The sequence below is a fragment of the Diaphorobacter limosus genome (assembly GCF_033100095.1).
Lineage (GTDB): Bacteria > Pseudomonadota > Gammaproteobacteria > Burkholderiales > Burkholderiaceae_C > Alicycliphilus > Alicycliphilus limosus.
This window is the reverse complement of sequence record NZ_CP136921.1, coordinates 379,292-404,450: the sequence shown is the minus strand read 5'-3', so window position 1 is coordinate 404,450 and position 25,159 is coordinate 379,292. Positions and strand designations below refer to the sequence as shown.

Annotated in this window: 22 protein-coding genes; 9 read left to right on the top strand and 13 right to left on the bottom strand. The window is 69.2% G+C overall.

The window, feature by feature from the left end; genetic code table 11:
- Positions 1-49 precede the first annotated feature (49 nt).
- From P4826_RS02010 to P4826_RS01980, 7 genes are all read right to left on the bottom strand, one after another.
- The gene (locus P4826_RS02010; protein WP_317702337.1) at positions 50-1,198 is read right to left on the bottom strand and encodes an acyltransferase family protein; all 1,149 of its coding nucleotides are present in this window, start codon (positions 1,196-1,198) and stop codon (positions 50-52) included.
- A 164-nt stretch (positions 1,199-1,362) separates the two neighbouring features.
- The gene (mdeB, locus tag P4826_RS02005; protein ID WP_317702336.1) at positions 1,363-3,999 is read right to left on the bottom strand and encodes an alpha-ketoglutarate dehydrogenase; all 2,637 of its coding nucleotides are present in this window, start codon (positions 3,997-3,999) and stop codon (positions 1,363-1,365) included.
- A 131-nt stretch (positions 4,000-4,130) separates the two neighbouring features.
- Entirely contained in the window at positions 4,131-4,946 is an 816-nt protein-coding gene (locus P4826_RS02000; RefSeq protein ID WP_317702335.1) for a dioxygenase family protein, read from the bottom strand.
- A 48-nt stretch (positions 4,947-4,994) separates the two neighbouring features.
- Positions 4,995-5,393: an alternative ribosome rescue aminoacyl-tRNA hydrolase ArfB gene (gene arfB, locus P4826_RS01995; RefSeq protein WP_317703689.1), complete on the bottom strand. Its 399-nt coding sequence runs from the start codon at positions 5,391-5,393 to the stop codon at positions 4,995-4,997.
- Positions 5,394-5,404: 11 nt separating this feature from the next.
- Positions 5,405-6,286 carry an alpha/beta fold hydrolase gene (locus P4826_RS01990; RefSeq protein WP_317702334.1) on the bottom strand — a complete coding sequence of 294 codons (882 nt, stop codon included), beginning with the start codon at positions 6,284-6,286 and terminating at the stop codon, positions 5,405-5,407.
- On the bottom strand, positions 6,280-6,726 hold the full coding sequence (gene aroQ / locus P4826_RS01985; protein ID WP_317702333.1) for a type II 3-dehydroquinate dehydratase: 447 nt from the start codon (positions 6,724-6,726) through the stop codon (positions 6,280-6,282). Before aroQ ends, P4826_RS01990 begins: the two co-directional genes overlap by 7 nt.
- A gap of 126 nt (positions 6,727-6,852) precedes the next feature.
- A complete protein-coding gene (locus P4826_RS01980) occupies positions 6,853-7,206 on the bottom strand; it encodes a hypothetical protein (RefSeq protein WP_317702332.1) in 354 nt (117 codons plus the stop codon).
- A gap of 201 nt (positions 7,207-7,407) precedes the next feature.
- On the opposite strand from P4826_RS01980, the gene P4826_RS01975 reads away from it, so the two are divergent.
- The 3 genes from P4826_RS01975 to P4826_RS01965 all read left to right on the top strand — a co-directional run bounded on the left by P4826_RS01975 (position 7,408) and on the right by P4826_RS01965 (position 10,661).
- Positions 7,408-9,213, top strand: a complete 1,806-nt coding sequence (locus P4826_RS01975) for a glutamine--tRNA ligase/YqeY domain fusion protein (RefSeq protein WP_317702331.1) — start codon at positions 7,408-7,410, stop codon at positions 9,211-9,213.
- 20 nt (positions 9,214-9,233) lie between these two features.
- Positions 9,234-9,773, top strand: coding sequence for a DUF924 family protein (locus tag P4826_RS01970; protein ID WP_317703688.1), 540 nt, complete (start codon positions 9,234-9,236; stop codon positions 9,771-9,773).
- A 75-nt stretch (positions 9,774-9,848) separates the two neighbouring features.
- The gene (locus P4826_RS01965) at positions 9,849-10,661 is read left to right on the top strand and encodes a DUF4377 domain-containing protein (RefSeq protein WP_317702330.1); all 813 of its coding nucleotides are present in this window, start codon (positions 9,849-9,851) and stop codon (positions 10,659-10,661) included.
- An 85-nt stretch (positions 10,662-10,746) separates the two neighbouring features.
- On the opposite strand, the gene P4826_RS01960 is transcribed toward P4826_RS01965, so the two are convergent.
- Complete coding sequence (locus P4826_RS01960) at positions 10,747-12,150, bottom strand: aspartate ammonia-lyase (RefSeq protein WP_317702329.1); 1,404 nt, start codon at positions 12,148-12,150, stop codon at positions 10,747-10,749.
- Between the two features lie 383 nt (positions 12,151-12,533).
- Here P4826_RS01960 and P4826_RS01955 point away from each other — a divergent pair, with 383 nt between their 5' ends.
- Together P4826_RS01955 and P4826_RS01950 are read left to right on the top strand one after the other, a co-directional pair.
- Complete coding sequence (locus P4826_RS01955; protein ID WP_317703687.1) at positions 12,534-13,352, top strand: peptidoglycan DD-metalloendopeptidase family protein; 819 nt, start codon at positions 12,534-12,536, stop codon at positions 13,350-13,352.
- 9 nt (positions 13,353-13,361) lie between these two features.
- The gene (locus tag P4826_RS01950; RefSeq protein ID WP_317702328.1) at positions 13,362-13,967 is read left to right on the top strand and encodes a pseudouridine synthase; all 606 of its coding nucleotides are present in this window, start codon (positions 13,362-13,364) and stop codon (positions 13,965-13,967) included.
- A gap of 34 nt (positions 13,968-14,001) precedes the next feature.
- Here the strand turns inward: P4826_RS01950 and rarD are convergent, their stop codons facing one another.
- Entirely contained in the window at positions 14,002-14,883 is an 882-nt protein-coding gene (rarD, locus tag P4826_RS01945; protein WP_317702327.1) for an EamA family transporter RarD, read from the bottom strand.
- A gap of 550 nt (positions 14,884-15,433) precedes the next feature.
- Here rarD and P4826_RS01940 point away from each other — a divergent pair.
- Positions 15,434-15,874 carry a thermonuclease family protein gene (locus tag P4826_RS01940; RefSeq protein WP_317702326.1) on the top strand — a complete coding sequence of 147 codons (441 nt, stop codon included), beginning with the start codon at positions 15,434-15,436 and terminating at the stop codon, positions 15,872-15,874.
- Between the two features lie 192 nt (positions 15,875-16,066).
- Here the strand turns inward: P4826_RS01940 and P4826_RS01935 are convergent, their stop codons facing one another.
- Together P4826_RS01935 and P4826_RS01930 are read right to left on the bottom strand one after the other, a co-directional pair.
- Positions 16,067-17,521 carry an amidase gene (locus P4826_RS01935; protein ID WP_317702325.1) on the bottom strand — a complete coding sequence of 485 codons (1,455 nt, stop codon included), beginning with the start codon at positions 17,519-17,521 and terminating at the stop codon, positions 16,067-16,069.
- 6 nt (positions 17,522-17,527) lie between these two features.
- Positions 17,528-18,451 (bottom strand): DHH family phosphoesterase, encoded by a 924-nt coding sequence (locus tag P4826_RS01930; RefSeq protein ID WP_317702324.1) that lies wholly within the window; start codon positions 18,449-18,451, stop codon positions 17,528-17,530.
- Between the two features lie 60 nt (positions 18,452-18,511).
- On the opposite strand from P4826_RS01930, the gene P4826_RS01925 reads away from it, so the two are divergent.
- Both P4826_RS01925 and P4826_RS01920 read left to right on the top strand, forming a co-directional pair.
- Positions 18,512-19,282: a pseudouridine synthase gene (locus tag P4826_RS01925; protein ID WP_317702323.1), complete on the top strand. Its 771-nt coding sequence runs from the start codon at positions 18,512-18,514 to the stop codon at positions 19,280-19,282.
- Between the two features lie 62 nt (positions 19,283-19,344).
- A complete protein-coding gene (locus tag P4826_RS01920; RefSeq protein ID WP_317702322.1) occupies positions 19,345-21,180 on the top strand; it encodes a hypothetical protein in 1,836 nt (611 codons plus the stop codon).
- A gap of 535 nt (positions 21,181-21,715) precedes the next feature.
- On the opposite strand, the gene ylqF is transcribed toward P4826_RS01920, so the two are convergent.
- Positions 21,716-22,672 (bottom strand): ribosome biogenesis GTPase YlqF, encoded by a 957-nt coding sequence (ylqF, locus tag P4826_RS01915; protein ID WP_317702321.1) that lies wholly within the window; start codon positions 22,670-22,672, stop codon positions 21,716-21,718.
- 54 nt (positions 22,673-22,726) lie between these two features.
- On the opposite strand from ylqF, the gene P4826_RS01910 reads away from it, so the two are divergent.
- Positions 22,727-22,951, top strand: coding sequence for a hypothetical protein (locus P4826_RS01910; RefSeq protein ID WP_317702320.1), 225 nt, complete (start codon positions 22,727-22,729; stop codon positions 22,949-22,951).
- Here P4826_RS01910 and P4826_RS01905 read toward each other — a convergent pair whose 3' ends face one another.
- On the bottom strand, positions 22,952-25,132 hold the full coding sequence (locus P4826_RS01905; RefSeq protein ID WP_317702319.1) for an FUSC family protein: 2,181 nt from the start codon (positions 25,130-25,132) through the stop codon (positions 22,952-22,954).
- Between the last annotated feature and the right edge of the window lie 27 nt (positions 25,133-25,159).

The window sequence follows — 25,159 nt, the reverse complement described above, 5'->3', positions numbered from 1 at the left end:
CTGGTTCAACAGGCAGCCCTCGCGGGCTGCTTTTTTTTCTGCCCGTCCCTCACATCAGGGCACTGCTGATCAGCCCGGCACCCACCATGCCCGCCTGCCAGCGCAGCGCCTCCTGCCAGGAAGGCAGTTGGCGCTCGACGCGCTCGTACAGCAGATGGCCGGCGGCAATCGACAGCACAAACGCCAGTACCATGCCCGCGGCTACCGCCCCCAGGGCCTGCGGCCAGAACCAGCTGACCACGGCGTTCACGGCCACGCACACGGCAAAGTGGACGAGAAAGACCGAGTAGGAGATCTGCCCCAGCCGGTTCAAGGGCGCCCAGCCGCCCCAGCGCGCCACGGCCGGCAGGCGCAGGGCCGGCACCAGCAGCAGCGCCGTGGCGCCGGCCAATGCGATGCGCGCGCGCCACTCCAGCGCCAGCGCCGCCAGCACCAGGGCGGCCAGCAACAGCGCCCAGCCCCAGGCACCCCAGGGCCGCCGCGACTGCACGGCCCAATAGGCCAGCATGCCCAGCCCATAGGCGCCAAAAAAGTACAGCGCCCAGTTGTCCCACTGCGCAGCGCGGTTGAAGCCCAGCAGCGACGCAGCCACCCCCAACACCACCAGCAGCTGCGCGCCGGTCATGGCCCAGGGCCAACGGCGCGCCAGCCGGTCGCCACCCCAGCGCGCGCGCAGCCGCGTGGCGGCCGTGGTCGCCCCGGCCAGCAGCATGGTGGTCAGCACGAACAGCTGGAAGTCGATGGCCACATACCAGACCCCGGCCGACAGCGACTCCTCGCCCAGCACGCCCTGCAGCAGCAGCGCATGCGCCAGCAACTGCCACAGGCCGGGCTCGGCCGACACCGAGTCATGCGCAAACCACGGCCGCACCGCCGCCTGCACGAGGATAGCCACGACCAGCGCCACGGCATAGGGCAGCACCAGGCGCACAAAGCGCCGCGCCATGCGCGGCCAGGGGTCATCAAACCGCGCATGGCCACGCGGCGCCAGGCTGGCAGCCGCCAGAAAGCCACCCAGCACCAGAAACACCTGCACCGCCATGCGCGCATCTTCCTGCAGCCAGGCCATGAGGCCGGGCAGAACCTGGCCCAGCTGGTCGGACATGGGGCCATAGAAAGCGAGGTGGTGCCAGACGATGGCCGCGCAGGCCAGGCCCTTGGTGCAGTCGATAAGGGCGCTGCGTTGAATGTGGGACATGAAAGATGGCGGGAGATGAACGGGTGCGCACGGTTCAGCGCCGCCCAGGGCATCGGGCTCGGCAAAGGGGCGCAATGCCAGGCATAACGCGCCAGCCACCCCATTGGTTACAAACTGCGCGCCGCCGCCGCGCCCGAGCCCGCTTTATGCGCTTTACCCGCCCTTCACCCCTGGGCCAGGGCCTGCCGGGCGGCCGCGGCAATATGCGCCGCATCCACCCGGAAGAAGCAGCGCAGCGCGGCGCGCGTGTCGCTGCGGCCAAAGCCGTCGGTGCCCAGTGTGCGGTAGGCACGCCCGACCGGGACATAGGCACGCACGCTCTCGGGCACGGCGCGCACATAGTCGGTGGCGGCGACGATGGGGCCGCCGCAACTCGCCAGCACCTGGGCGATCCAGGGCGTCGCACCGCTGTCCTCGCAGGCCTGGCCATCGCGCGCCAGCTCGCTCCAGCTGGTCACGCTGAGCACTTGCGCGCCAATGCCCTCGGCCGCCAGCAGCTCGGCGGCCTTGACGACCTCGGTGAGGATGGCGCCCGAGCCCAGCAGCGTCACCTGTTTTGCAGATGAAACAGGCGCCTCGCGCCCGTCCGACAAGCGCGGATAGCTATCGAACAAGTAGCAACCACGCAGCACCCCCGGGTGCGCGGTTTCGGGCAGGTCGGGCTGGGCGTAGTTCTCGTTCATCAGCGTGACGTAGTAGAAAACGTCGCGCTGCTCGGTCAGCATCTCGCGCATGCCCGCGTCCACAATCACCGCCATCTCGCCGGCAAAGGCCGGGTCGTAGGCCTTGCAGTTGGGGATGGTGGCGGCGATGAGGTGGCTGCTGCCGTCCTGGTGCTGCAGGCCCTCGCCGCCCAGCGTGGTGCGCCCGCTGGTGGCGCCCAGCAGAAAGCCGCGCGCGCGCTGGTCGGCGGCGGCCCAGATGGCGTCGCCCACGCGCTGAAAGCCGAACATCGAGTAGTAAATGTAGAACGGCAGCATGGCCAGGCCGTGCACGCTGTAGCTGGTGGCCGCCGCCGTCCAGCTGGCGATGGCGCCGGCCTCGCTGATGCCCTCTTCCAGAATCTGCCCGTCCTTGGCCTCGCGGTACGAGAGGATGGAGCCTATGTCCTCGGGTGCGTAGCGCTGGCCGACGTTGCTGTAGATGCCGACCTGCTTGAACAGGTTGGCCATGCCGAAGGTGCGCGCCTCGTCGGCGACGATGGGCACGATGCGCGGGCCCAGGCTGGCGTCTTTGAGCAGGCCGCCGAGCATGCGCACAAAGGCCATGGTGGTGCTCATGTCCTTGCCATCGGCCTGCAGGGCAAATTGGGCGTAGCTGGCCAGCGGCGGCACCGGCAGAGGCTCGCACGTGGCTTGACGCCGTGGCAGGTAGCCGCCCAGCTGCGCACGCCGCGCCTGCAGGTACTGCATCTCGGCGCTGTCGGGCGCGGGCTTCAAGAATTCCAGGCCCACCGCCTGCGCGTCGGTAAGCGGCAGGTTGAAGCGGTTGCGAAATTCGATCAGCTCCTGGTCATCGAGCTTCTTCTGGCTGTGCGTGGTCATCTTGCCCTGGCCGGCCGTGCCCATGCCGTAGCCCTTCTTGGTGTGCGCCAGGATGACCGTGGGCTGGCCCTTGTGCGCGGCCGCTTGCGCGTAGGCGGCGTAAATCTTCACCAGGTCGTGGCCGCCGCGTTTCAGGCGATCGATCTGCTCGTCGGTCATGCCCTGGGCCAGCTGCTGCAGCGCGGGGCTTTGGCCAAAGAAATGGTCGCGGTTGTAGCGCCCGTCCTTGGCGGCAAAGGTCTGCATCTGGCCGTCCACCGTCTCGCCCAGGGTGCGCACCAGGGCGCCCGTCAGGTCGCGCGCGAACAGGCCGTCCCAGTCGCTGCCCCACATCAGCTTGATGACGTTCCAGCCGCTACCGGTGAACAGGCGCTCGAGCTCAGCGACGATGCTGCCGTTGCCGCGCACCGGGCCATCGAGCCGCTGCAGGTTGCAGTTGACCACCCAGACCAGGTTGTCCAGGCCCTCGCGCGAGGCCAGGGTCAGCGCGCTGGTGCTCTCGGGCTCGTCCATCTCGCCGTCGCCAAACACGCCCCAGACCTTGCGCCCGCTGCAGTCGAGCAGGCCGCGGTCGGTCAAGAAGTGCATGAAGCGCGCGTGGTAGATGCTGCTGATCGGGCCTATGCCCATGGAGCCAGTCGGAAACTGCCAAAAATCCGGCATGGACCAGGGGTGCGGGTAGCTGCACAGGCCGCGCACGCCCACCGTGGGGGCGGTGATCTCCTGGCGGAAATGCAGCAAATCCTGCTCGCTCAAAAAGCCTTCGAGGTAGGCGCGCGCGTACACGCCGGGCGCGCTGTGCGGCTGAAAAAACACCAGATCGCCGCGGTGCTGGCCCGGCTCCAGCCCTTCGCGGGCATGGAAGAAATGGTTGAAGCCGGCCTCGAACAGATCGGCCGCGCTGGCGTAGCTGGCGATATGCCCACCCAGCTCGCCATAGGCCTGGTTGGCGCGCACCACCATGGCCAGGGCATTCCAGCGCATCAGGCTGGCCAGGCGCTCCTCCACCGCCAGGTCGCCCGGGAACACAGGCTGCTGCTGCGCGGCGATGGTATTGACATGGGGGGTATTGAGCTCGGGCTGCCAACCCACGCGCCTGGCATGGGCCGCACGCGCCAGCTCGTCAAGGATGAAGCGCGCTCGCTCCGGGCCTTGGGCGGCAACCAGGGCGGCAAAGGCGTCGCGCCATTCGGCGGTTTCTTGCGGATCGGTGTCCGGCATGGTGTTCAGGGCGGAAATGGGCGTGGGAGCATTCATGGACGCCACTGTATGCCCGAATGCGCCACAAAGGGTATTTGAGACGCTTGCTGCCGCCCGACATTGCGCAGTGCTGAAACTCCTTTATTGATAGCTGTTCGCGCTTTTGTACAAAGGGCTATGGGCCAATTTCACCCTAAGGAGAACGCATCCATGGCGAGCATGCCGTACATCACCTCGCGGCTCAGGTACTCGGCGTGGGCGCCCGCACCCGCCGCCCCCAGCGCAAAAAACAGCGGCAGGAAATGCTCCTCGGTGGGGTGGGCACGCCGGGCATGTGGCGCGCGGGCGCGGTAGTCCAGCAGCGCCGCCAGGTCGCCGCGCTCAAGCTGCTGCTCGATCCAGCGGCTGAACTCCAGCACATAGGGTGCGGGCTCGCTCACACCCCCGAAGAATTCCGCCAGGTTGTGCGTCATGCTGCCCGAGCCCGCGAGCAGCACGCCCTGCGCGCGCAGGCCGCGCAGGGCCGCGCCCAGGGCATGCACCTCGGCCGGCCCGGCGCCCAGGGGCAGGGCCAGCTGCACCACGGGCAGGTCGGCCTGCGGGAACAAATGCATCAGCGGCACCCAGGCGCCATGGTCGAAGGGGCGCGCCGCGTCGCCCCGGGCATCCATGCCGGCCTGCCGCAGCAGATCCAGCACCTGGCCAGCCAGGGCCGGATCGCCCGGCGCCGGGTATTGCAGCTGGTAGAGCTCGGGCGGAAAGCCACCAAAGTCATGCCAGGTGGCGGGCCGCGCGCCGGTCATGACGGTAACGCCTTGGGCCATCCAGTGCGGCGACATGACGACCACGCCGCGCAGGTCGGGGTGTTGTGCGCGCAGCTGGGCGCCCCACTGCGTCAACGCCGGGCCGGTGCTGCCCGGCGCCAAAGCAAACAGCGGCGCACCATGCGAGACATACAGCGTCGGCAGCGCCGCCGGGGATATGGGTTGCGGATCTTGGTTCATACACCCCTCATGTGGGCGCGGCGCGCCCAATGCCAAGAGGCCCGCGCCCTATTGCGTATCCGCCGGCCGGGCACGCAGCGCCTTGATGCCGGAACGCCGGCTCTTGGATTCCAGCCGCCGCCGCTGCGAGCCCAGCGTGGGCCGCGTGGCGCGGCGCGGGCGCGGCGGCCGCGCCACGCTGTCCACCAGGGCCTGCAGGCGCGCCAGCGCGTCCTGGCGGTTGGCCTCCTGCGTGCGGTATTGCTGGGCCTTGATGACCAGCACGCCCTGCAGGGTGATGCGGCCATCGCGCAGGGCCAGCAGGCGCAGCTTCACGTCCTCGGGCAGGGAGGACGCGGCAATGTCAAAACGCAGGTGCACGGCGCTCGCGACCTTGTTCACGTTCTGCCCGCCCGCGCCCTGGGCGCGCATGGCGCTCAATTCCACCTCGGCCGGGTTCACCTGCATGGCCGCCACACTCAAGCCCCCAGCTCCGCCAGCAGGGTCTGCGCAAACGCCTGCGGGCGCTCGAACTGCACCCAGTGGCCGGTGTCGTCGATCAGCGCCATGCCGCGAAAGTCCGGCGCGGCGGCGGCATAGGCACCCTCCAGCGCGACTATCCATTCCTTGTACAACGCATCGTCGCGGCCGTAGATGGCATGCACCGGACAGGTCACCCGCGGCAGGGCAAGCGCCAGCGCATCGGTATGCGCCAGGCGCCGGCGCGGCATGCGGTCGCGCACCACGTTGGCCACATGCAGGCCCAGGGCCAGGCCGTCCAGGCCGTCGATCAGCGCCTGGTCCTTGAGCATCAGCGCCGCGAGGTTGTAGCGGTGCGTGGCCAGCTGCCCGTCTGCCGGCAGGTGGCGCCAGGCCTTGAGTTCAAACTGCCGCCTGGGCACCACGCCCATGGCCGGCGCACCCACCAGCACCAGCTGGCGTGCCAGCTCCGGATGCTCGGCCAGCAGCAGGCCGGCCGTGAGGCCGCCAAACGAGAACCCCACCAGATCGCACGGGCGCGGCCCGAACAGCGCGCGCAAGCCCTCGGCCAGCGGTTCGACCAGGGCGTCTGCATCGCCACCCCGGGTGGGCGACGCCGACGCACCAAAACCGGGCAGATCCGGAATCCACAGCTCGCGCCCGGCGGCCAGCAGATCGTCGATGTTGCGCACCCAGTGCGTCCAACTACCGCTGCCGCCATGCAGCAGCACCAGCGGCGGCCGGTCGGGCCGCGCATCGCCCCAGACATGCCAGACCATGTCGCCGTCGCCGCAGGGCGTGGTCTCGCGCCGCGCCAGGGCCTGCAGGCGCAGCACCTCGGCGGGCACGGGCAAGGTGGCCAGCGCGGGGGCGCTCACCATTGCGCCAGCCCGTCTATGGCCAGGGCATAGCCCTGCACGCCAAAGCCGCACATCACGGCCCGGGCCACGCCAGACAGGTAGGAGTGGTGACGAAACGCCTCGCGCGCATGCACGTTGCTGATGTGCAGCTCCACCAGCGGCACGCCCGTGCCCTTGACGGCGTCCAGCAACGCCACGCTGGTGTGCGTATAGGCCGCGGCGTTGAGCACCAGCCCCGCCAGCTGGCCCGCCGCATGCAGGCGGCCGGCCTCGTGGATCCAGTCCACCAGCGCGCCCTCGTGGTTGCTTTGGCGGAACACCAGCGTGAAACCATGGCGTGCGCAGGCCTCGGTGCAAAGCTGCTCGACATCGGCCAGGGTCTGCGAGCCATACACCTGCGGCTCGCGCGTGCCCAGCAGGTTGAGATTGGGGCCGTTGAGAACGTAAACGGTTTTGGTCATACGGTGAGATACGCGGTTCTACCCCGCCTGCGCGGACCCGCAAGCCGTCCATTATGCGGGCCGCTGCCCAAGCAAAAGCGGCCACTGAGGGCCGCCTGTGTCATCCGTCTGCCAGCTGCGCCAGCGTCAATCGCGATGCCCACGGTGACCCCGGTGGCCGTCATGGCCACGATGGCGATCGTGGTGGTGGTGTCCACGCCAGTGGTGGTCATGGCCGCGGTAATACACCGGCGGCGGCGGCGCGTAGTACACGGGACGCGGCGGCACATACACCGCCGGCGGCGGTGCGTAGTACACGGGCGGCGGCGGCACGTAATACATGGGTGCGGCATTGCCGAAACCCATCACCACGCCGGGCGCACCCACGCCCACCGACCAATACACATCACTGCGCGCCTGCGCCGTGCCGGCGCCCGCCATCAAGGCCAATGCCACACCGGCCGATGCGACGGCGGCAAACCAAGAGCGACGTTGGGTCATGAAAAATTCTCCTTTGACGTTGAAACCTGCCTGCCCTCCGCAGGCCACGGCCCCACTGGCGCCATTGAACATGAAAAGGATTGTCAGACTCCACAACGCGCCAGCTGGGCAATAGGATGTCATGAACCCCTGTTTATGTTGTTTCCGAACGTAGCCCCTGCACAGCACAGGCGCTGCAAGCACACGGCCTAAAATCGCGGCATGAGCACCCCAGTCCACAACGACACCACAGAACCCCTCAAGCCCAGCAACTTCCTGCGCCAGATCATCGACGCCGACCTGGCCCAGGGCACACATGCCAACAACCGCTGGGCCGGCACCCCCGGCGACGCCGCCCACCAGCAGGCCGGCGCACTCGACCCGGCGCGGATACGCACGCGCTTTCCGCCCGAGCCCAACGGCTACCTGCATGTCGGTCATGCCAAATCCATCTGCCTGAACTTCGGCCTGGCGCGCGACTATGGCGGCGTGTGCCACCTGCGCTTTGACGACACCAACCCCGAGAAGGAAGAGCAGGAGTACGTGGACGCCATCATCGATGCCGTGCACTGGCTGGGCTTTGACTGGAAAGACCCGGACGGCCACGAGAACCTGTACTTCGCCAGCAACTACTTCGACTTCATGTACCGCGCGGCCGAGTACCTGATCGAATCCGGCAACGCCTACGTGGACGAGCAGACGGCCGACGAGATGCGCGCCAATCGCGGCGACTTTGGCAAGCCCGGCGTGGACAGCCCCTACCGCGGCCGCACCCCAGCGGAGAACCTGGCACGCTTTCGCCAGATGCGCGATGGTGTGCTGGCCGACGGCGCGGCCGTGCTGCGCGCCAAGATCGACATGGCCAGCCCGAACATCAACCTGCGCGACCCGGCCATCTACCGCATCAAGCGCGCCGAGCACCACAACACCGGCGACAAATGGTGTATCTACCCGATGTATACCTTCGCGCACCCGATCGAGGACGCGCTGGAGTGCATCACCCACAGCATCTGCACGCTGGAGTTTGAAGACCAGCGCCCGTTCTACGACTGGCTGCTCGATCGCCTGGCCGAGGGCGGCCTGATCGCCCAGCCGCATCCGCGCCAATACGAATTCGCGCGCCTGAACCTGACCTACGTGGTCACCAGCAAGCGCAAGCTCAGGCACCTGGTGGACAACGGCATCGTCAGCGGCTGGGACGACCCACGCATGCCCACCATCGCCGGCCTGCGCCGGCGCGGCTACACGCCCGCATCGATCCAGGCGTTCTGCGAGCGCATAGGCGTGACCAAGGACTACAGCTGGATCGACTACGCCACGCTCGAAGGCTGCCTGCGTGAAGACCTGGAGGCCAAGGCCCACCGCGCCATGGTGGTGCTCGACCCGCTCAAGCTGGAACTGACCAACTGGGCCGAGGTGTTCGGCAGCGGCGATCACCTGGAGCCCTGCAGCCTGCCCGCCCTGCCCCACGCCGCCGAGGGCGAAACCGTGCCTGAGCGCCGCTTCAGCCTGGGCCGCGAGGTCTGGATAGAGCGCGAGGACTTCGCCGAGCTGCCGCCCAAGGGCTACAAGCGCCTGTTCCCGTCTAACCGCGTGCGCCTCAAGGGCGGCTACGTCATCGAATGCACGGGCTGCGAAAAGGACGCCGCCGGCAACGTCACCAAGGTGCTGGCCACGGTGGTGCCGGACACCAAGAGCGGCACGCCCGGCGCCGACAGCGTCAAGGTCAAGGCCGCCATCACCTGGGTGGGCGTGGCCGACGGCGTGCAGGCCGAGGTGCGCCTGTACGACCGGCTGTTTACCGACGCCCAGCCCGACGCAGGCGGCAAGGACTACCTAGCCCTGCTCAACCCGGACAGCCTGAAGGTGGTGACGGCCTACGTGGAGCCCTCGCTGGCCGCCGCCCAGGCCGAGGACAAGTTCCAGTTCGAGCGCTTCGGCTACTTCGTCGCCGACCGCAAGGATCACGCGCCGGCCAAGCCGGTGTTCAACCGGGTGACGGGGCTCAAGGACAGCTGGGGCAAGTGAGCCCCTTGCCGCTCTCGCACATGACGCCCGAAGCCATCCTGCATTTCTGGTTCGACGAGCTGACGCCGGCGCAGCATTTCGCCAAGGACGCGCAGCTCGATGCCGCCATGGGCCAGCGCTTTGGCGCCCTGCTCGAGGCCGGCGCGCGCGGCGAGCTGTCTGGCTGGCGCGTGAATGCGGCCGGGCGGCTGGCCGAGATCGTGCTGCTGGATCAGTTCTCACGCAACATCTACCGCGACACGCCGCAGGCCTTTGCCCAGGACGGCATGGCCCTGGTGCTGGCGCAGGAGCTGGTGACGCAAGGACTCGACAGGCAATTGCCCAGCGCCCAGCGTGCCTTTGCCTACATGCCCTACATGCACAGCGAATCCCGCGTGGTGCAGGCGCAGTCGGCGCGGCTGTTCGCACAGCCCGGGCTGGAGGTCAACCTGCCCTTTGCGCTGCAGCACCAGGCCATCATCGAGCGCTTTGGCCGCTACCCGCATCGCAACGCCATCCTGGGGCGAGCATCCAGCGACGAAGAGCTGACGTTTCTGCGCCAGCCCGGTTCGGCGTTTTGACCAACCCCGGGCAGGGTTTGACGTTTGCGTGACATTCACGCCCGAACCTTTGCCCCGCAACCGCGCCTAACACCGATGAACAAGAACCAGCGCACCACCCTTCACACCCTCTACGTCCTGGCCCTGGCCGCCCTGATGGGCGCCTGCACCAGCGCCCCATCACAACCCGCGGCCCCCATGCCCCCGACCATCGCGCAGCACAGCACCCCCGACCTGGCCTCGTACGACTGGAACCTGACGGCCGCCTTCGATGCCCAGGGCCAGCCCGACGGGCGCTGGCTGCTGGCCGGGCGCGAGCCGCTGCAACTGCACTTTGAAGACCAGCGCCTGTCGGTGCGCAAGCTGTGCAATGTGCTGGGCGCCGACTTTGGCACCCAGGGCAACGACATCCAGCTGACCCAGACCATGTCCACCAAGCGCGCCTGCGCCGACCAGGCCCTGATGCAGCTGGAGGATCGCGTGGGCGCGCTGCTACCCACCATGAAGCGCTACCAGCTGCGCGCCGCCGGCACGCCCGAGCTGCAACTGTGGTTTGCCGACGGCAGCCGCTGGGAGCTGGCCGGCCAGCCCACGCCGCAGACGCAGTACGGCGGGCCGGCTGAGCGCATCTTTCTGGAGGTGGCGCCCGAACGCGTGGCCTGCAGCCATGGCGTGATGAAGAACGCCCAATGCCTGCGCGTGCGCGAGATCCGCTATGCCGACAACGGCGTGAAGCAGTCGGTGGGCGAATGGCAGATGTTCTACGGCGAGATCCAGGGCTGGCAGCATGAGAAGGGCATGCGCAACGTGCTGCGCATCAACCGCTACGCGGTCAAGACCCCGCCGGCCGATGCCTCGGCCTACGCCTATGTGCTGGACATGGTGGTGGAGACGGAGCGCGTGAAGTAAGCCCCCAAGCGACCACCAAAACCATCATAAAAAAACAGCTGCAGCGCTTTATCAAAAAGCGCTAGCAGCTATTTTTTTGATAGTTTTACTTGTCTGAGGTGATGGCGCCCGCCTGCGTCAGCCGCTCGGCCACCAGCAGCTTCTGCATCTCGGCCTGGCTCATGATGCCCAGGTCTTCGGCCACCTGGGCAATTGGCTTGCCGGTGGCGATGGCGGCCTTGGCGATGGCTGCGGCCTTTTCGTAGCCGATCAGCGGGTTCAGCGCCGTCACCAGGGTCACGGACTCGGCAATGCGCTCGTCCAGCAGGTTCTGGTTGGCGACGATGCCTTCCACGCAGTTGACCTGCAGCGTCTGGCAGGCGCTGGCCAGGTGGTGCAGGCTCTTGTGCAGGGCCCAGGCCACCAGCGGCTCGAAGGCGTTGAGCTGCAGCTGGCCGGCCTCGCAGGCCATGGTGATGGCGACATCGTTGCCAATCACCTCGAAGCACACCTGGTTCATCACCTCGGGGATCACCGGGTTCACCTTGCCCGGCATGATGGACGAGCCCGCCTGGCGCGGCGGCAACTTGATGTCGGCCACGCCCGCCTGCGGGCCCGAGGACAGCAGGCGCAGGTCGTTGCTGATCTTGGACAGCTTGGCGGCGATGCGCTTGAGCACGCCGGAGATGTCGACAAAGGCGCCCGTGTCCGAGGTGGCGGCGATCAGGTTGGCGGCGGCCTTGACCGGCACGCCCGACAGCTCGGCCAGCTTGGGCGTGACCACGTCCACATAGCCCACCGGTGCGTTGATGCCGGTGCCTATGGCCGTGCCGCCCATGTTGATCTCGCACATCAGGTAGGCGGACTCGCGCAGGCGGCGCTCGTCGTCGGCCAGCATGGCGGCGAAGGCGGCGAACTCCTGGCCCAGCGTCATGGGCACGGCGTCCTGCAGCTGGGTGCGGCCAATCTTGAGGATGTTGGCGAACTCCCGCGCCTTCGCCTCGAAGGCGCCGCGCAGCTCGGCCAGGGCCGCCAGCAGGGTCTGGATGCCGAAATACGTGGCCATCTTCACGGCCGTGGGATAGGTGTCGTTGGTGCTTTGCGAGGCGTTGACATGGTCGTTGGGGTGGATCACGTCATAGCGGCCCTTGTGCAGGCCCAGGTACTCCAGCGCGCGGTTGGCGATCACCTCGTTGGCGTTCATGTTGGTCGAGGTGCCGGCGCCGCCCTGGATCACGTCCACCACGAACTGCTCGTGCAGCTGGCCGGCGACCAGGTCGTCGCAGGCCTTGGAAATGGCATTGGCTTGGGTTTCGTTGATCGCGCCCAGCTGCAGGTTGGCATGGGCGGCGGCCTTCTTCACGAAGGCAAAGGCCCGGATCAACTCGGGCATCTGGGCCACGGTCTGGCCGGTGATGGGAAAGTTCTCCACGGCGCGTGCCGTATGCACGCCCCAGTAGGCGTCGGGGGGGATGGTCTTGATACCAATGAAGTCATGTTCTTGACGCATGGTCGATATGCTTTCTGACAAATGGGGGGGAGGGGAAACAAAAAAACAATGCCCGGCTGTGCGAAAACTGAACAACCAAAGCGCATGCAAGCCACCGCGAGCGGGCCGCAAAAAAACTGTGCGGGTGCCATGTACCGTGCGGCGAACCTTGTGGGTCAGCATGAAAGCCGCGCCAGACGTGGCAATGCCCTGACCACCTTGGTGCCCAGGGCATTGGTGCAAATTATCCATCAATATGCAGGGCCGGCATGAGAACCTTGCCTTTTTGCATCGCCCCGCCTCTGGCGCCATGGCGCCGCTCTACACTGCCCGCCGTGCCATATCTGCCCCATCACCTCCCCTCTGCCAGATCCGGCTGCCAGCGCCGCACCATGCTGCAAGCCATGGGCCTGGCGCTGCTGCCCGCCAGCGCAGCGCTGGCCCAGGACGCCACCCCAGGCCCATGGCCCCAGGCGCTGCAGGTGCCCGGCGGCGTGGCCCGGCTGGCGCTGGGCCCGGCGCCCGAGCGTCCGGTGGTTCATGCCGGCGACATTCCGGTGCTGGTGCTGGGCGATGCCAGCGCCTGGACGGCCATCGTCGGCATACCGCTGGCCGCGCCCGTGGGCCAGGCCCATGTCAGCGTGCAGGCCACGGACGGCGCGCCGGCGCGGCGCATCGCCTATCAGGTGGCGGCCAAGAAGTACCGCGAGCAACGCCTGAACGTGGCGCCGCGCACGGTGGATCTTTCGCCCGAGGATCAGGCCCGCTACGAGCGCGAGCGCGACCACCAGCAGCGCGTCATGGCCACCTTCTCCACACCGTTGCCGGCCGACGCATTGCGCATGCGCCAGCCCGTGCCCGGGCGGCGCTCCAGCAGCTTTGGACTGCGCCGCGTGTTCAACGGCCAGGCGCGCAACCCGCACAGCGGCATGGACATAGCGGCCGCCACCGGCACGCCCGTGGTGGCACCGCTGCCGGGCCGGGTGATCGACGTGGGCGACTATTTCTTCAACGGCGGCACGGTCTGGCTGGACCATGGCGGCGGCCTGCTCAGCATGTACTGCCACCTCAGCGGCGTGGACTGCGCCGTGGGCGAGCAGCTCGCCACCGGCCAGGCGTTTTGCCGCGTGGGCGCCACCGGCCGCGTCACGGGCCCGCACCTGCACTGGGGCGTGATGCTGAACCGCAGCATGGTCGATCCGGCCCTGTTCCTGCCCGCATGACCTGACCACATGAGCCAGCGCCCCACGCTGCACCGGCCGGCGCCCGCCGCCCCGCGCCTGCTGCGCTTCAACAAGCCCTACGGCGTGCTGAGCCAGTTCACGCCCGAGGGGCGCTGGCGTGGCCTCAAGGACTTCATCACCGAGCCCGGCGTCTATGTCGCCGGTCGCCTGGACGCCGACAGCGAGGGCCTGCTGCTGCTGACCAACGACGGCCCCCTGCAGGCGCGCATCAGCGACCCGCGCCACAAGATGGAGAAGACCTACTGGGTGCAGGTCGAGGGCATTCCCGACGACGCCGCACTGGATGCGCTGCGACATGGCGTGGCGCTGAACGACGGCCCCACCCTGCCCGCGCGCGTGCGCCGGCTAGACCCGCCGCCTACGCTGTGGCCGCGCGACCCGCCGATACGCGTGCGCCAGAACATCCCGGACTGCTGGCTGGAGCTCATCATCCGCGAAGGCCGCAACCGCCAGGTGCGCCGCATGACGGCCGCCGTGGGTCACCCCACGCTGCGCCTGGTGCGCGCGGCCATTGGGCCGTACCGGCTGGACGGCCTGGCACCCGGTTGCTGGGCCGATGCCGACGTACCAAACTATCAAAAAAAGAGCTGTTAACGCTTATCCCACGGGCGCTACGGCCGTATTTCCATCAAACTTTCTGCGACTGGCCCAGGCGCAGTGCGCCATCGAGCACCAGCACGCCCACGGCCGCGAAAATGGGCCCGTAGCTCGGCCACTGCTCGCGGCCAATGCTCTCGCCCAGGGCCAGCGCCACCAGGGCCAGCAGCACCGGCTCCACATAGCTCAAGAGGCCAAACAAGCCCAGCGGCAGCAGCCGGCTGGCGGCCATGTACAGCGCCAGCGCCACGGCGCTCACCAGGCCCAACACCGGCACCATGGCCCACAGGTGCTGGTGGCCGGCCACCAGGCCCAGCGACGAGGGCGCGCGCGCCACGAACCACAGGGCCGCGGGCACCAGCAGCAGCATGTCCAGCCAGTGCCCGCCCAGGTGGTCGGTGGCCAGACGGCGGCGCAGCACGAAGTACGCCGTGTAGCCCAGGGCGACCAGCCAGGTCTCCCACGACATGCCGCCGGCGCGCAGCACCTCATGCGCCACGCCGGCGCCCGCGAGCAGCGTGGCCAGCCATTGCAGGCCGGTCAGGCTTTCGCGGTACAGCACCCGCCCGGCCAGCACCATCACCAGCGGCAGCAGAAAGTAGCCCAGCGACACCGGCAGCGCGCGCCCGTGCAGCGGCGCCCACAAGAACAGCCACAGCTGCACGCCCAGCAGCGCCGCGCTGGCCAGCAGCCCCAGTGCCAACGACGGCTGGCGCCGTGCGCGCCGCAGCAGCAGGCGCACGCGCCGCCACTGGCCCAGCGCCAGCAGCAGCACGGTGGTGAAGGGCAGCGTGGCCAGCACGCGCCAGCCGAAGATCTGCTCGCCATCGAGCGGCGCCAGCTGGGGCGCCAGGTAGTACATGGCGCCAAACAAAACCGACGCCACGACGGACGCTACAAGACCTTTGAACACGGGTATGGGGGCTGCGAGGAAAACCGGTGATTGTCGGTCATCGGCGGGCGCAGTTACCCTAGAAACGGCAGTTGGACATGCTTGGCAGTGCCGTGATCGGCGTGCCAGGCAAGGGCGAATGCCGCGGCTCCAAGGGTGCCTGTGCACCCTTGGACGGCATGAGCGGGTTCCGCCTCTGGCGGGACCGCGCCCTGCAAGGGGGACGCCGCAGCGGGCTACTGCCCGCAAGGAGGAGCAACGCCGCATGGCGCGGCGAGCGCGGTACTGACAAGTAGCGTAGCGTTGTCGCCCCACAGGTGAGTGCCGACGAAGCAGCAAACCTCAATATTCACGCGGCTTTCGTGAAGTTTGAAAGCGGTCAACTGCCGTTTCTAGGGTTATGCCCACGGCCTGTGGGCGGCCCTGTGGAAAACCACCGGTACAACCAGCCCCAAGCCGCGCCGGTATTGGGCTGCAGCGCATCGCTGATTTTTTAGGCAGCGCCTGCCGCGACCATGGCCGCGGCCCGCAGCGGGTATAGTGCGCCCCCTTTTGTCCTGCCGCCGCCCCCATGCCCGCCTCTACCGCCCTGCTCTGCCTGGTTGTCGCCATCCACGACGGCGACACCCTCAGCGCGCGCTGCGGCGCGCCCGGCGCCTGGCGCCAGGAGCGCGTGCGCATCGCCGTCGTTGATGCCCCCGAGAGCCGCCAGGCCTTTGGCCAGCGCGCGCGCCAGAACCTGGCGCGGCTGTGTTTTCGCCAGCAGGCGCGGCTGTACCGCCTGGGCCACGACAGCTACGGCCGCACCCTGGCCCATGTGCGCTGCCAAGGCCAGGACGTGGCCACGGCCCAGCTGCGCGCCGGCCTGGCCTGGGTGTATGCGCCGCAGGCAAAACAGCACCCCAGGCTAGTGGCCCTGCAGCGCCAGGCACGCGCCAATGGCCAGGGGCTGTGGGCGCAAAAGCGCCCGCTGGCGCCCTGGGACTATCGGCGCCAGTACCTGCGGCCCTAGTACAGCAACCTGGAAGTAGAGGAACACAATGAAAGCGATGGATTCGCGCACAGGGCAAGGCGCAAACCGCAGAGATAGCCGTAGCTATCGCGAGGATTTGCAACGCCGCCATGGGGGCGAAGGCGCGCTTTCATGTTTCGATATTTCCGGGTTGCTGTCCTAGCCATAGCCGGCAGGGAGGCTGGCGTGCGTTCAGGCCCCCGGCCGCACCGCCAGCCAGTCCCCTATCGCCCCTTCGTAGGCCGCTGCCAAGGCCAGCAGCGCCGCATCACCGTGCGGCCGGCCGATCAGCTGCAGCCCCATGGGCAGGCCCTGGGCATTGAAGCCGGTGGGCACGCTGATGCAGGGCAGGCCGGCAAAGGTGGCGTAGATGACCACCTCCATCCAGCGGTGGTAGCTGTCCATGGCCAAGCCGGCGATCTGCTCCGGCCAGCGCTCGGCAGCGTCGAAGGGCCACACCTGGGCGCTGGGCAGGGCCAGCACGTCATGGTGCTCGAACAGGCGCAGCAGCTGCTGGTAGAAGCTGGTGCGCGCTACGCTGGCGCCCATGAAATCGGCGCCGCTGACCTGCGCCGCCTGGTCATGCTCCCACAGCGCCTCGGGCTTGATATGGGCGCGGTTGCCCTCCTTCAGCAGGAAGGGGGCAATGCGCGACGCCACCAGCACGCGCCGCCACACCAGCCAGGCCTGCCACACGCGCTCGGGCGGCATGCCCAGGGCGCAGGGCTGCACGCTGCAGCCCAGGCTTTCCAGGCGCCGCAGCCCCTGGGCGCATATGTCCAGAATGCCGGGCTCCATGGGCAGGTAGCCGTCCAGATCAGCCAGCCAGGCGATGCGCGTGGATTTGACATCAAACAGGCCGCCAGCCATTTCAGGATAAGCGCCTTCAGCTATTGATAGTGGAGCATTTGGCGACCAGCCCGCCTGTGTCGCCAGCAGGCGCTGCAGGTCACGCACGCTACGCCCCATGGGGCCTTCGGTGCCCAGCTGGCTGATCCACACGTCCTGCGCCGGCCACATGGGCACGCGGCCCTGGCTGGGCCTGAAGCCAAAGATGTTCGCCCAGGCCGCCGGGTTGCGCAGGCTGCCCATGAAGTCCGAACCGTCGGCCACCGGCAGCAGCCGCAGCGCCAGCGCCACGGCCGCGCCGCCGCTGGAGCCGCCGGCCGACCTGGCGGGGTCATAGGCGTTCAGCGTGGTGCCGAACACCGGGTTGAAGGTGTGCGAACCCAGGCCGAACTCCGGCGTGTTGCTCTTGCCGATGACGATGCAGCCGGCCGCCTTCATGCGCGCGACCATCAGCCCGTCCTCGTTGGCGACGAAGCCCCGCATCAGCGGCGAACCCAGCGTGGTGGGCAGGCCGGCAGCGTTGGACAGGTCCTTGATCGCCTGCGGCATGCCGTGCATCCAGCCGCGCGACTGACCGCGCTCCAGCTCAGCGTCGCAGGCATCGGCATCGGCCAGCAGATAGTCCTCGGGCCGCAGCGAAACCAGCGCGTTGTAGCGCGGGTTCAGGCGCTGGATGCGCGCCAGGTAGGCCTGCATGACGGCGCGGCAGGAGACGCTGCGGGCATGAATGGCTTGCGACAGCGCGCTGGCGTCGAGCGCGGTGATGTCGTCGATGGAGATGGGCGCGGGCGTGGCCATATTTGCCTATGCCTTGAAGTTGCCGCCCAGCAGCTCGGGCAGGCGATCTGCGGGCAAGCGAAAGCCGCAGGCCTGGGCGTGGCCGCCGCCGCCCATGCTGACAGCCAGCGGCGAGCAGTCGTAGCCGCGCTGCGAGCGCAGTCCCACCTTGACCTGACCGTCCTTGGCCACGGCCCACATCAGCGCGAAGGTGCCGCATTGCTTGGACAGCAGCTCGCCCACCAGGCTGTGGAAGGCCCCGGGCGCGTTCACCATCAGCCCGGCCTGGCCGTTGAACAGCAGCGGCTGGGCGCCGCCGGCCACGTCCTGCGCCAGGTGGCGGAATTTTTCGTCCATGGCCTGGCCGCGCGCGACGAAGGCCGCCGTCTCGGCCGGCGCAAAGTCGGCAATCTGCTGCCAGCGTGCAAAGTCGAAGGGCTCCATGTCCAGCGCCGCCACATAGCCCGCCGTCTCGGGGTACTGCCAGGCCCACAGGTCGCGGTCTTCCACATGGCGCACCAGGTCGGGCAGCGGCGTTTCGGGGTGAAAGAGCTCCCAGGCCAGGCGTGCGCCCGACTTGGTCATGTCGAAATGCAGCGCGCCACAGCGGCAGGCAAAGCCGGCCAGCTGCTCGGCCGCGCTCTTGTGGTGGTCCAGCAGCACCAGCTTGGCGGCGCGTGCGTCGATCTCGGCCAGCAGCTCGGGCCCAAAGGAAAAATCCAGCACATAGACGGCCCGGCCGGCCAGCGGCGGCAGCTCTTCAACATTGCGGATCTGCCCGTGCGACAGGCCCAGGCATTGCACCTGCCCGCCATAGAAGCGCCAGGCGGCCAGCGCGGCGGCAAAACCGTCGGCGCAGCGGTCGTGGTACAGCACCAGGGGCTGGGGATCGTTGAGCGAGGGGGCCGCCAGCAGGGGCAGCGGCAGCAGCGTGGAGCGTGTGGACATCATGGCGGCGCATTGTGCGCCAGCCGATACCATGCCCGGCCTGCCCACTTCGTCTCACCATTCATGGAAACCCAGCCAGGCGCCAGCGCCCACCCACCTCTGTCCATCCTGTGGCAGGACGAGCACCTGGTGGCGCTGTACAAGCCCGCCGGCTGGCTGGTGCACCGCACGGGGCTGGACGCCGGCGAGACGCGCTTCGTGGTGCAGACCCTGCGCGACCAGATCGGCCAGCATGTCTACCCCGTGCACCGCCTGGACAAGGGCACCTGCGGCGTGCTCGTCATGGGCCTGCACCCGGCCGCCACGCGCGCCCTGGCCGGGGCCTTTGCCGCGCATGCCGTGCGCAAGCAATACCTGGCCCTGGTGCGCGGCTGGGCGCCCGAGAGCGCAGAGGTCAACCACCCACTGCGCCCCGACGACGCCCCACCCGATGCGACGGCCCAGGACGCCCACACGACCATCACCCGCCTGGCCCGGCTGGACCTGCCCGAGCCCAGCGACGCGCGCCATGCCGGCACCCGCGCCAGCCTGGTGCTGGCCCAGCCGACCACCGGCCGGCGCCACCAGATCCGCCGCCACCTGAAGCACCTGGCCCACCCCATCATCGGCGACGCCACCCACGGCAAGGGCCCGCTGAACCGCTGGTGGGCCGAGCGCCTGGGCCTGCAGCGCCTGTGGCTGCACGCCTGGCGCCTGCAACTGCCGCACCCGGTGGACGGGCGATGGATCACCCTGGACAGCGGCCTGCGCTGGCCCCAGGCGACACCGGGCGACGGCGCCGCGCCCTGGCGGGACTGGCAACGCGTGTTGGCCCTGCCCTGGCAGAACGACTGAAAGAACGCCTGAGCCGCGCGCCGCCGCGCTACCATGGGCCCCGCCACTGCCCCCAGCCCGCCATGCCCGACCTCACCGCCAGCACCGCGCACACCGAGTCCGACATGAACCAGGCCGACCTGCCGCTGGACGGCACGCTCTGCCCCGGCGAGGCCATGCACGGCCAGCACCTGCACCAGCTGCTGCGCGCCGCGCTGCCCGACAGCAGCCACCACAAGGCCGCGGGCTGGTTCGGGCAGACCGACTTTCTGTTCACGCGCCGCCATGTGGACGAGGACCAAGACGCCTACCACGACGGCCTGTTCATCACCCTCTGGAAGCGCTGGGACTTCTGGCTGGCCCTGCCCGACGACAGTACGGGCCCAGGCGGGCGCCTGGCCCAGGCCTGGGCCAGGCTGCGCCAGGACCATCAGCCCGCGCTTGCTGACGGCCTGCTGCGCCAGTACCGCGCCTATGACGATGCCGGCCGCCCCGGCCCATGGCAGCCGCTGGATGCAGACCATGCCAGCCCCGAGGCGCTGCAGGCCTGCGCCCAGGCCTGGCGCGGCGTGATCGACTACTGGCGCCTGGCCGAGGGCCAGCGCCGCGCCGGCCGGCCGCTGCGCGAGCGGCTGCACGCCGCCCTGACCACCGCGCGCGTGCAGGCGTTGACGCTGCTGCCGGTGTTCACCGGCCGCTACAACGACTGGTGGAACCCCGAGCGCAACGGCTGGTGGCAGGGCGATGTGTGGATAGGCGCACGCCAGCCCGGCCACCAGGGCAGCCGGCACTGGGGCCGGGCCCTGAAACTGAGCTGGCGCAACGGCAGCGAGCAGCCCGGCGACGAGGAGGACGACGCCCACGCCTGCTACCAGATCGACCTGGTCGAGGACGACACCCCGGCCCAGGGCACGGCCCAGCCGCCCGGCCTGCGTCTGAGCTATGGCCAGCGCCAGAGCGACGCCCGCCGCCCCCTGACCAACGACGCCGTGCAGCATATGGCGCGGCTGCTGCAACTGTTTACCGATCTGGAGCAGCAGCTGTACGCGGCCAATGCGCGCGAACAGCGGGCGCTGCGCTGCGCCCCCCTGGCCCCGGCCGGCGCCGCGCCAGCCCTGCCGCGCAGACCCCCGTTTGATCCGGACGAAACCGACGCCGATGTCCTCGGCCCGGCCATCATGGCCCTGTCGCATGGCTGGCAGAGCAGCGGCCGCAGCCACGCCACCCTGGTGCGCGAGCGCTGGACCGCGCAGGCCGAGGGCATGTGCCCCCCCGACGCGCAGCATGCCGGCGCCCCCGCGCCGCCGGCGCTGGTCGATCCGCGCATGGGCCAGGCCACGGATGTGCTACAGCTGGCACACGCCGTGCATGCGCTGGCGGACCCGGACTTGTCGGCACGCTTTCACCGCCGCTTTGCCTTTGCGCCCGGCGCCTTCGAGCACCATGCCGCGCGCAGCGGCCGGGCCGTGGGGCCATTGCTGTGGCAAGCCGATGGCAGTCTGCTGGCCCATGTCGATGGCGCCAGCGGCACGGCCGATCAGACCGGCGCCTGGTGGCAGCTCAGTGCCGATCGCCGGAGCATGACCGCCCTGCCCCCGGCGCAGGCGCCCGCCACCGTGACAAGCGCCGACGCCAGCAGCACGGCCCACGGCGTGACGGTGCGCGGCGACGGGGCCGGCGACCTGCACGGCCTGGCCGAGGACGGCCGCGCCCTGTGGCGCCACCATGTCGGCGGCGCGATCCGCAGCATCGCCCCGGCACCCGACGGCCACACCCTGGCCGTGGGCACGGCCGGCGGCTACCTGGTGCTGCTGCACAAGGGCAGCGGCACCGATCCCTATCTGGTCAGCAACTCGCGCTACGCCGAGGCCAGGCGCTTCATCTTCTGGGGTGATGCGCCGGCGCCGCTGGCCTGGTAGCGGCAAGGTTTACACTTCTTTTTTGATAGCTATCAGCGCTTTTCCCAAGGGCGATACCAGCCTTTTTTACCAAATCTTCGGCATGACTCAAACTCCTTCCCCCTCTGGGCCTGGGTGTCTACACATCTTTTGTATAGCGTGCCACGCAACATGTGTGCGGCCCTGGGGCTGTTTCTCCCTCTCCCGCTGGCGGGAGAGGGGGGGGTGAGGGGGCCAATGCCCGCGCTGCGCCCCATCACCCCCTCACCCCCACCCTCTCCCCCAAGGGGGCGAGGGAGTTGAAGCCCCGTCAAACAAGCGTTCTGCGCTACGAAAAAGGTGTGTAGACACCCATGCCCTCTGGGGGAAGGTTGGGATAGGGGCCAGGAGCGCAGGCATCAGGACGCGAGCGTCGCTGGCCCCACCCCGCCCTCCCCCAGAGTGGGAGAGAGTCAAGACAGCGGTCAGAGGCATATGCCTAATCAAGCTGTTGCAACACAAAAACGGCCAGCTCCGGGATCACCGAGCGGCGCTGCAAACCGGTTCCGGCCTGCAACTATTCACGGCGCTGCGCATTGCGCGCCCGGCGCTCGTCGCGCTTGCGCTGCTCGGCCTTGCGCTCGGCGCGCGCCTTGTCCTGCAGCTGGCCGGCGGCCAGCCAGGCCTCGAACTCGGGCACCGTCTCCAGCGTCAGGCGGCCCAGCGCTGCGCCGCGCAGGTCGGTGAGCACGATCTCGGCGGCCTTTTGCATGTTCAGGCGGCCGCCGCTCATCACGGCGCCGCGCTTTTTCGCGATCAGCTCCAACAGCTCTTCGTCGTGGCGGGCAGCGATCGCCTCTGCATCCAGGCCCAGCTTGTAGCGCGCATCGATCAGCGGCGCGTAGTGCTGCTTGAGGTAGGCCAGCAGCTCCAGCACCACCTCTTCCTCTTCATAGGCGTTGCGCCCCATGGCGCCGCTGGCGGCCAGGCGCAAGCCGCTCTCTGGCACGATGATGCGCGGCCAGAGCATGCCGGGCGTGTCCCACAGGTAGAAGTCATCGTCGAGCACGATGCGCTGCTCCTGCTTGGTGATACCGGCCTCGTCGCCGGTCTTGGCCTGGGTCTTGCGGCTCAGGGTGTTGATCAGCGTGGACTTGCCGACGTTGGGGATACCGCAGATCAGCACCCGCATGGGCTTTGAGAGGCCGCGCCGGTTGGGCGCGAGCTGGCGGCAGGCATCAATCAGCCGGCGCGCGGGCGCCGCGTCGGACGCATCCAGCGCGATGGCGCTGGTATCGGCGCGCGCGTTGTACCAGGCCAGCCAGGCGCCGGTACGCCCGGGGTCGGCCAGGTCCTGCTTGTTCAGCACCTTGAGCGTGGGCTTGTGCGCGGTCAGCTCGGCCAGCAGCGGGTTGCTGCTGGAGCCGGGCAGGCGCGCGTCCAGCAGCTCGATCACCACGTCGATGTCCTTGATGCGCTCGCCTATCGCCTTGCGCGTCAGGTGCATGTGACCGGGGAACCACTGGATGGCCATAAGGCTGTACTTTCACTAATCGGGGCTGGGAAAGGTGGCAAGGATAATCGCCCCATGCCCTCCTCCGACCCGCGCAAACAAGATTCCGAGCTCTTGCTCAAGGGCGTGATCTGCACGCTGATCGGCGCCATCATCCTGCTGGCCCCGCATGTGGCGCGCTCGCCGGATGTGCGCGAGCTCATGGCCCAGGTGTATCTGGCCGGCTGGTTCGCCCTGGTGCTGGGCGGCGCCTTTGTGCTGCGCTGGGGCCTGCTGCGCTGGCGCAGGCGCGGCGGCTGATCAATCGGCCCGCAGCGGCACGACCACCGCCATGGCCTCGCTGCGCAGCTGCCGGGCCAGCTCCTCGGCCAGGCACAGGCGGCGCAGCAGCCAGGGGGCCAGGTCGGTCTCGACCAGTGGCGGCAGCGCCTGCGGCTCGTACACCCCGGCCTGATCGGACGCGGGCGCGGTGGCCACTGCGGCGCCGGTCAACACCGCCTCCAGCCGCGCCGTAGCGGCCTGCAGGGGCTCTTGCACATCCTCGGCACGCAGATGGCCGCGGCGCAGCAGCAGCATGGACTTGACGGCGGTGAGCTGCGCCAGCAGCTGGTAGCAATGCACCTGCATGCGCTCCAGCGGCGCCAGCGGCGGGCGCACGGCGCGCGGCTCCTTCCAGGCGCGCGCCGTGGCCTGCACCAGCACGCCCAGGCTGTCGTAGGCCTCGCGGCGCGCCAGGCGCCAGGCCAGCTCGGGGTGGTTGTCCACGGCCTGCAGCTGGCCCAGGGCCAGGGCCTCGCGCGCATGGCGCGTCTGCGCCGCCAGCGCGCGCGCCACCAGGGCCGGTATCTGCTGGCGCTCCCAGGAGGGCAGCACATAGGCAAAGGCCCAGGCGATGCCGGCGCCTATCAGGGTGTCGGCCATGCGCTCAAGCAGCACGAAGCCGGCGCTGCCGCCCGCGCCCAGCAGATGCGCCTGCACCAGTCCGAGCACGGTGGCCGCCACGGCCGTGAACAGGTAGCGGCGCAGCGTGAAGGCATGGGCCACGGCCTGGGCCAGGGTCACACAGGCCAGCAGCGCCCAGTGCGGCAGGTTGGCCAGCAACACGATCGAGGCCAGCATGCAGCCCAGCAGCGTGCCGGCCACGCGCTCGTTGCGCCGCTCCAGCGTCTGCGCCAGGCTGCCGCGCAGCACGACGACGATGGTCAGCACGATCCAGTAGGCATGCTCGCGCCAGGGCAGCAGCTGCGACAGCGCATAGCCCACGCCGATCGCCAGCGCCGCGCGCATGGCGTGGCGCAGCGGCGCCGCGCTCCAGCGCCACAGGCCCAGCAATGGCCGCCAGCCCCAGCCCGTGGGGCTGACGAACATCTGCCAGCACACGCGCACCAGGGCCAGGTCGGGCGCGGCCTCGCCGCGCGCCAGGGCAACCAGGCGCGCCACCTCGTCATGGATATGGCCTATGCGGTGCGACAGCGCCTGCGCCAGCCGCGCGGGGGAAAAGCCAGCATCGCCCTGAGGCACGGCCAGCTGCAGCTGGGCGCGCAAATCCTCGAACGGCGCCGGCACCTGCCCGCGCAGCAGGGCATCGGCCAGCTGCTCCATCTGCGCGGCCAGCGCCAGCAGCACGCCATGCTGGCGTGTCAGCGCCCCGGCCTGCTCGGGCTGCCGGCGCAGTTCCTCCAGATCCAGCGCGCTGGCCAGCAGATGGTCGCGCATCTCCAGCGCGCACAGCAGCATGCCGGCCAGCCGCTGCTGGCGCGCGCTGCCGGGCGACTCCAGCACGATGTCGCGCGCCGACTGCAGTTGGTCGGCCAGCGTCGCCTGGCGCAGCAAGAGCTGGCCCATGAGCGGGTTGGCGCGCTCGCCCAGGGCCAGCACGGGCGTGAACTGCAGGGCCTGCAGCCGCATCAGAGCGGCCTGCGAGAGCAGCACATCGGCCAGCACCTGCGCGCGGTAGCGGCCATTGAGCAGCCGGTTGACCAGCACCGACCAGGGAACGAACAGCAGCGAGCCCAGGCCAAAGTAAAAGCTGGTGGTAAGGGCCGCGCGCCAGCCCTCGGCCCCGGTGTGCACCGGCACGGCCATGGAGAACACCAGCGCCAGCACGGCGGCGATGGCCACGGGCGCGCCGCGCTTGCCCCAGGCCATGGCCAGGAAGGCAAAAAAACTCGCCGGCACGATGAGCAGACCCAGCAACCAGGGCTGCTCGTGCAGCAGCTGCACGACAAAGAACAGCGGCAGCGCCAGCAGCGGCGCGGGCAGCATGTGCAGGAACTTGCCGCGCCGCGGCGCTGGAATGTCGGGCGGAATGGCGACGATGGCCCCCACCGCGGCCGCCGACCCCGCCGCGCTGCCCAGCAGCACATGCACCAGCGAGGAAATGAGCAGCAGCCCGAGCGCACCGGCCACGCCATTGGCGACGTAATGCGACAGCAGCACCCGCAGGGCGCCGCGCAGCCGGATCTCAAGGGGCATGGTCATGGCGCCCCATCCTACGACCGAATGGGC

What these genes read in the sequence shown, in the direction of transcription:
- P4826_RS02010 (WP_317702337.1), bottom strand. Translation starts at nt 1,198, where the DNA reads ATGTCCCACATTCAACGCAGCGCCCTTATCGACTGCACCAAGGGCCTG.
- mdeB (WP_317702336.1), bottom strand. Translation starts at nt 3,999, where the DNA reads ATGAATGCTCCCACGCCCATTTCCGCCCTGAACACCATGCCGGACACC.
- P4826_RS02000 (WP_317702335.1), bottom strand. Translation starts at nt 4,946, where the DNA reads ATGAACCAAGATCCGCAACCCATATCCCCGGCGGCGCTGCCGACGCTG.
- arfB (WP_317703689.1), bottom strand. Translation starts at nt 5,393, where the DNA reads ATGCAGGTGAACCCGGCCGAGGTGGAATTGAGCGCCATGCGCGCCCAG.
- P4826_RS01990 (WP_317702334.1), bottom strand. Translation starts at nt 6,286, where the DNA reads ATGGTGAGCGCCCCCGCGCTGGCCACCTTGCCCGTGCCCGCCGAGGTG.
- aroQ (WP_317702333.1), bottom strand. Translation starts at nt 6,726, where the DNA reads ATGACCAAAACCGTTTACGTTCTCAACGGCCCCAATCTCAACCTGCTG.
- P4826_RS01980 (WP_317702332.1), bottom strand. Translation starts at nt 7,206, where the DNA reads ATGACCCAACGTCGCTCTTGGTTTGCCGCCGTCGCATCGGCCGGTGTG.
- P4826_RS01975 (WP_317702331.1), top strand. Translation starts at nt 7,408, where the DNA reads ATGAGCACCCCAGTCCACAACGACACCACAGAACCCCTCAAGCCCAGC.
- P4826_RS01970 (WP_317703688.1), top strand. Translation starts at nt 9,234, where the DNA reads ATGACGCCCGAAGCCATCCTGCATTTCTGGTTCGACGAGCTGACGCCG.
- P4826_RS01965 (WP_317702330.1), top strand. Translation starts at nt 9,849, where the DNA reads ATGAACAAGAACCAGCGCACCACCCTTCACACCCTCTACGTCCTGGCC.
- P4826_RS01960 (WP_317702329.1), bottom strand. Translation starts at nt 12,150, where the DNA reads ATGCGTCAAGAACATGACTTCATTGGTATCAAGACCATCCCCCCCGAC.
- P4826_RS01955 (WP_317703687.1), top strand. Translation starts at nt 12,534, where the DNA reads ATGGGCCTGGCGCTGCTGCCCGCCAGCGCAGCGCTGGCCCAGGACGCC.
- P4826_RS01950 (WP_317702328.1), top strand. Translation starts at nt 13,362, where the DNA reads ATGAGCCAGCGCCCCACGCTGCACCGGCCGGCGCCCGCCGCCCCGCGC.
- P4826_RS01940 (WP_317702326.1), top strand. Translation starts at nt 15,434, where the DNA reads ATGCCCGCCTCTACCGCCCTGCTCTGCCTGGTTGTCGCCATCCACGAC.
- P4826_RS01935 (WP_317702325.1), bottom strand. Translation starts at nt 17,521, where the DNA reads ATGGCCACGCCCGCGCCCATCTCCATCGACGACATCACCGCGCTCGAC.
- P4826_RS01930 (WP_317702324.1), bottom strand. Translation starts at nt 18,451, where the DNA reads ATGATGTCCACACGCTCCACGCTGCTGCCGCTGCCCCTGCTGGCGGCC.
- P4826_RS01925 (WP_317702323.1), top strand. Translation starts at nt 18,512, where the DNA reads ATGGAAACCCAGCCAGGCGCCAGCGCCCACCCACCTCTGTCCATCCTG.
- P4826_RS01920 (WP_317702322.1), top strand. Translation starts at nt 19,345, where the DNA reads ATGCCCGACCTCACCGCCAGCACCGCGCACACCGAGTCCGACATGAAC.
- ylqF (WP_317702321.1), bottom strand. Translation starts at nt 22,672, where the DNA reads ATGGCCATCCAGTGGTTCCCCGGTCACATGCACCTGACGCGCAAGGCG.
- P4826_RS01910 (WP_317702320.1), top strand. Translation starts at nt 22,727, where the DNA reads ATGCCCTCCTCCGACCCGCGCAAACAAGATTCCGAGCTCTTGCTCAAG.
- P4826_RS01905 (WP_317702319.1), bottom strand. Translation starts at nt 25,132, where the DNA reads ATGACCATGCCCCTTGAGATCCGGCTGCGCGGCGCCCTGCGGGTGCTG.